Source organism: Mycobacterium sp. (genome assembly GCF_050701675.1).
GTDB lineage: Bacteria > Actinomycetota > Actinomycetes > Mycobacteriales > Mycobacteriaceae > Mycobacterium.
In genome coordinates this window covers 1-3,878 of sequence record NZ_JBOGDD010000483.1, presented here as the reverse complement: position 1 = coordinate 3,878, position 3,878 = coordinate 1, and the positions used below count along the sequence as shown (strand labels likewise).

At 68.3% G+C, this 3,878-nt stretch carries 3 protein-coding genes; 2 read left to right on the top strand and 1 reads right to left on the bottom strand.

Going from position 1 to position 3,878, the window contains the following annotated elements:
* Positions 1 to 307, top strand: a 307-nt coding sequence (locus ACRDUX_RS14455) for a DUF2252 family protein (protein ID WP_526414712.1), incomplete at its 5' end; no start/stop codon positions are given.
* Here ACRDUX_RS14455 and ACRDUX_RS14450 read toward each other — a convergent pair.
* Entirely contained in the window at positions 304 to 2,052 is a 1,749-nt protein-coding gene (locus ACRDUX_RS14450) for an ABC-F family ATP-binding cassette domain-containing protein (protein WP_526414711.1), read from the bottom strand. The two genes, ACRDUX_RS14455 and ACRDUX_RS14450, sit on opposite strands and share 4 nt — an antisense overlap.
* Before the next feature lie 102 nt (positions 2,053 to 2,154).
* Here ACRDUX_RS14450 and ACRDUX_RS14445 point away from each other — a divergent pair.
* Positions 2,155 to 3,878: alpha/beta fold hydrolase (locus ACRDUX_RS14445; RefSeq protein WP_526414713.1), on the top strand; the 1,724-nt coding region annotated here is incomplete at its 3' end.

Sequence of the window (3,878 nt, the reverse complement as noted above, 5' to 3'; positions counted from 1 at the left end):
GACCAGCATTGAGGGGAACGACTACTACGTCCGACAGTTCCGCGACGGCAAGGTAATCCCCAAGGGGGAGACCATCGCCGACCGATTGTCCGACTTCGCCGGGATGTGCGGTCAAGTGCTGGCGCGTGCGCACGCCCGCAGTGGCGACGCCGCCGCGATCGCCGACTATCTGGGTACCGGTGACCGCGTGGAGACCGCCCTCGTCGACTTTGCTTCGGCGTATGCGGACCAGAACGAGCACGATCATCGTCACCTGGCCGCTGCGGTCGAGGACGGGTCGATTCCGTCGACCGTCGGCTGGCGCTAGTCCTCCGCCAGCGAGAGCCACTCCTCCTCGAGGGACTCCTTGCGTTCGACCATCTCGCTCAGTTCGGCGTTCAATTCCCCGAGCCGCATGTGGTCGGCGACGGCGTCGGCCATGGTGTGGTGTAGCTTCGCGATCTGATCGTCGAGCTTGCGAAGTTGACTTTCGATGCGGGACAACTGCTTTCCCGCCTTGCGCTCGCGCGCCGACGCCGTCTCGGTGCGATCGTTCGGACGGGTCGCCGAGGTGCCGTTGGCGGTGGGCCGCTCGGCCAGATACTGCTCGATTCCGCCGGGCAGGAGCACGCAGCGGCCGCCACCGGGCAGTGCGTACGTCACGTCGCTGACGCGTTCGAGGAAGTAGCGATCGTGGGTGACGACGATCAGCGTGCCCGGCCAGCCGTCCAGGTAGTCCTCGATCACGTTCAGAGTGTCGATGTCCAGGTCGTTGGTCGGCTCGTCGAGCAGCAGCACATTGGGTTCGTCGAGCAACAGCCGTAGGAACTGGAACCGGCGTCGCTCACCGCCGGACAGCTCGGACAGCCGCGTCGTCAGCTTGTCGCCCGTGAACCCGAAGTCCTCGAGCAGGGTGGCCGTGCTGACCTCTTTGCCGCCCGCGAGCTCGGTGATCCGCTTGGCGTTCTCGACGGCGTCGAGGACGCGCTCGTTGCCGTCGATCTCGACCAGCGCCTGACTGAGATAGCCGATTCTGAGCGTCTTTCCGCGCTTGACGGTGCCCGACGTTGGTGGCAGCTCCCCGGTCAGTAGCTTCAGCACCGACGTCTTCCCGGTGCCGTTGACGCCGACCAGCCCGATGCGCACGCCCGGCCCGATCGACCAGTCCAGCTTGTCGAGGATCAGCTTCTCGCCCGCCTCGAGTGACACGCGGTGGAGGTCGAAGACGTCCTTGCCAAGACGCGCCGTCGCAAAGCGTTGCAGGGCCAGCGAATCCCGTGGCTCCGGCTCGTTGGCGATCAGGTCGTTGGCGGCCTGGATGCGGAACTTCGGCTTCGACGTCCGTGCGGGCGGCCCCCGCCGCAACCACGCCAGCTCCTTGCGCATCAGGTTGCGGCGACGGGCCTCGGTGCCCGCGGCCACCCGGCTACGTTCCGCCCTGGCGAGCACGTACGCCGCGTAACCACCCTCGTAGGCGTCGACGGCGCCGCCGTGCACCTCCCAGATGCGCGTGCACACCGCGTCCAGGAACCACCGGTCGTGGCTGACCACCACCAGCGTCTTGGCGGTCTGCTTCGAGAGGTGTCCAGCCAGCCACCCGATGATCTCGACGTCGAGGTGGTTGGTCGGTTCGTCGAGCACCAGGACGTCATGGCCCGCGAGCAGGATCGCGGCCAGCGCGACACGGCGTCGCTCACCGCCACTGAGGTTGTTCACCTCGCGGTCGAGCGCCACGTCGGTCAGCAGGTTCTCCACCACCGACCGGGTCTCCGCGTCGGCCGCCCAGATGTGGTCGGCCCTGCCGTCCACGATGACGTCCCGCACGGTTGCGTCGGGATGGAAGTCGTCGGACTGGTGCAGGTAGCCGACGGACAGCCCCGACGTGTGGGTCACGCGGCCGGAGTCGGGGGGCCGGGTCGCCGTCAGGATCTGCAGCAGGGTGGTCTTGCCGTCGCCGTTGCGGCCGACGACGCCAATCGCCTCGCCCTCGTCGACGCCGAGGCTCACGCCGTCGAGCAGGGTGCGAGTGCCGTAACCGACGGTCGCGCGTTCGAGGTTGATCAGGTTCGCCATCAGGCGCCGATCATAGGGGCTGATCACGGTGGAGCCCGAATGGCGCTGTGCCATGATGGCGTCGGATCGGGGGATTCACTCGTCGTGCGAAAGGGGAGCAACGTGGTGGACCTTTCGGCGATCACCGGCCCGGTGGGACGGTTGGTGGCGACCGCGCAGAACGGGCTGGAGGTGCTGCGCTACGGCGGCCTCGAGACCGGTGCCGTGCCGTCACCGTTCCAGATCGTCGAGAGCGTGCCGATGTACCGGTTGCGGCGGTACTTCCCACCCGACACCAGGCCAGGAGCGAAGCCGGCGGGCCCGCCGGTGCTGATGGTGCACCCGATGATGATGTCGGCCGACATGTGGGACGTCACCCGCAACGACGGCGCGGTCGGCATCCTTCACGCGGCGGGGATCGATCCGTGGGTCATCGACTTCGGCTCGCCCGATCAGGTCGAGGGCGGCATGCAGCGCAACCTCGCCGACCACGTCGTCGCGCTGAGCGAGGCGATCGACACGGTGAAGAAGGTCACCGGCCGAGACGTCCACCTCGCCGGCTACTCGCAGGGTGGCATGTTCGCCTATCAGACGGCGGCCTACCGGCGGTCCAAGGACCTGGCGAGCATCATCGGGTTCGGTTCGCCCGTCGACACTCTCGCCGCGCTCCCGATGAACCTGCCCGCAGGACTTGCCGTCGGAGCCGCCGACTTCATGGCCGACCACGTCTTCAGCCGCATCGACATCCCCGGCTGGCTGGCCCGCACGGGCTTCCAGATGCTCGACCCCATCAAGACCGCGCAGTCGCGGCTGGACTTCGTGCGCCAGTTGCACGACCGCGACGCCCTGCTCCCGCGTGAGCAGCAGCGCCGGTTCCTCGCCTCCGATGGCTGGATCGCCTGGTCGGGACCAGCGATCGCGGAGCTCCTCAAGCAGTTCATCGCCCACAACCGCATGATGAGCGGCGGGTTCGCCATCCGTGGCGACCTGGTCACGCTCAGCGATATCGACTGCCCCGTGCTTGCGGTCGTCGGCGAGGTCGACGATATCGGCCAGCCCGCCTCGGTCCGCGGCATCAAGCGCGCATCACCTCAGGCTGACGTCTACGAATATCTCATTCGCACAGGGCATTTCGGCCTCGTCGTCGGATCCAAGGCGGCCACGCAGACCTGGCCGACGGTCGCGGCGTGGGTGAAGTGGATCGCCGGTGACGGCGAGATGCCCGCCGACGTCGTGCCCATGGCGCTGCAGCCCGAGCAGAACAACGAGACCGGCGTGCCGCTGGGGTCGCGCATCGCGCACGGCGCGGGTGCCGCCGCGGAGATGACGTTCGGCGTGGCCCGCTCCGCGGCAGGCGCGTTCGTGGCGGCCAACAAGTCGGCCCGCGCACTCGTCGTCGAAACCGCCCGCACGCTGCCGCGGTTGGCACGGCTGGGCCAGATCAACGATCACACGCGCATCTCGCTCGGTCGCATCATGAGCGAGCAGGCACGCGCGACTCCGGACGGCGAATTCCTTCTGTTCGACGGTCGCGTGCACACCTATGAAGCGGTGGACCGCCGCATCAACAACGTGGTTCGCGGCCTCATCGACGTCGGCGTGCGGCAGGGTGCCCACGTCGGCGTGCTCATGGAGACCAGGCCAAGTGCGCTCGTCGCAATCGCCGCCTTGTCGCGTCTCGGGGCGGTCGCCGTGTTGATGCCCCCCGACGCCGACCTGATCGAGGCCGCCCGGCTCGGTTCGGTGTCGGACGTCATCGCGGACCCGGTGAGCCTCGAGGCGGCCCGCGAGCTGCCGCTGAGGGTTCTGGTCCTCGGCGGCGGTGAGGCGCGCGATCTGGATCTGGC

Coding starts and splice junctions, on each gene's coding strand:
- ACRDUX_RS14450 (WP_526414711.1), bottom strand. CDS start 2,052: ATGGCGAACCTGATCAACCTCGAACGCGCGACCGTCGGTTACGGCACT.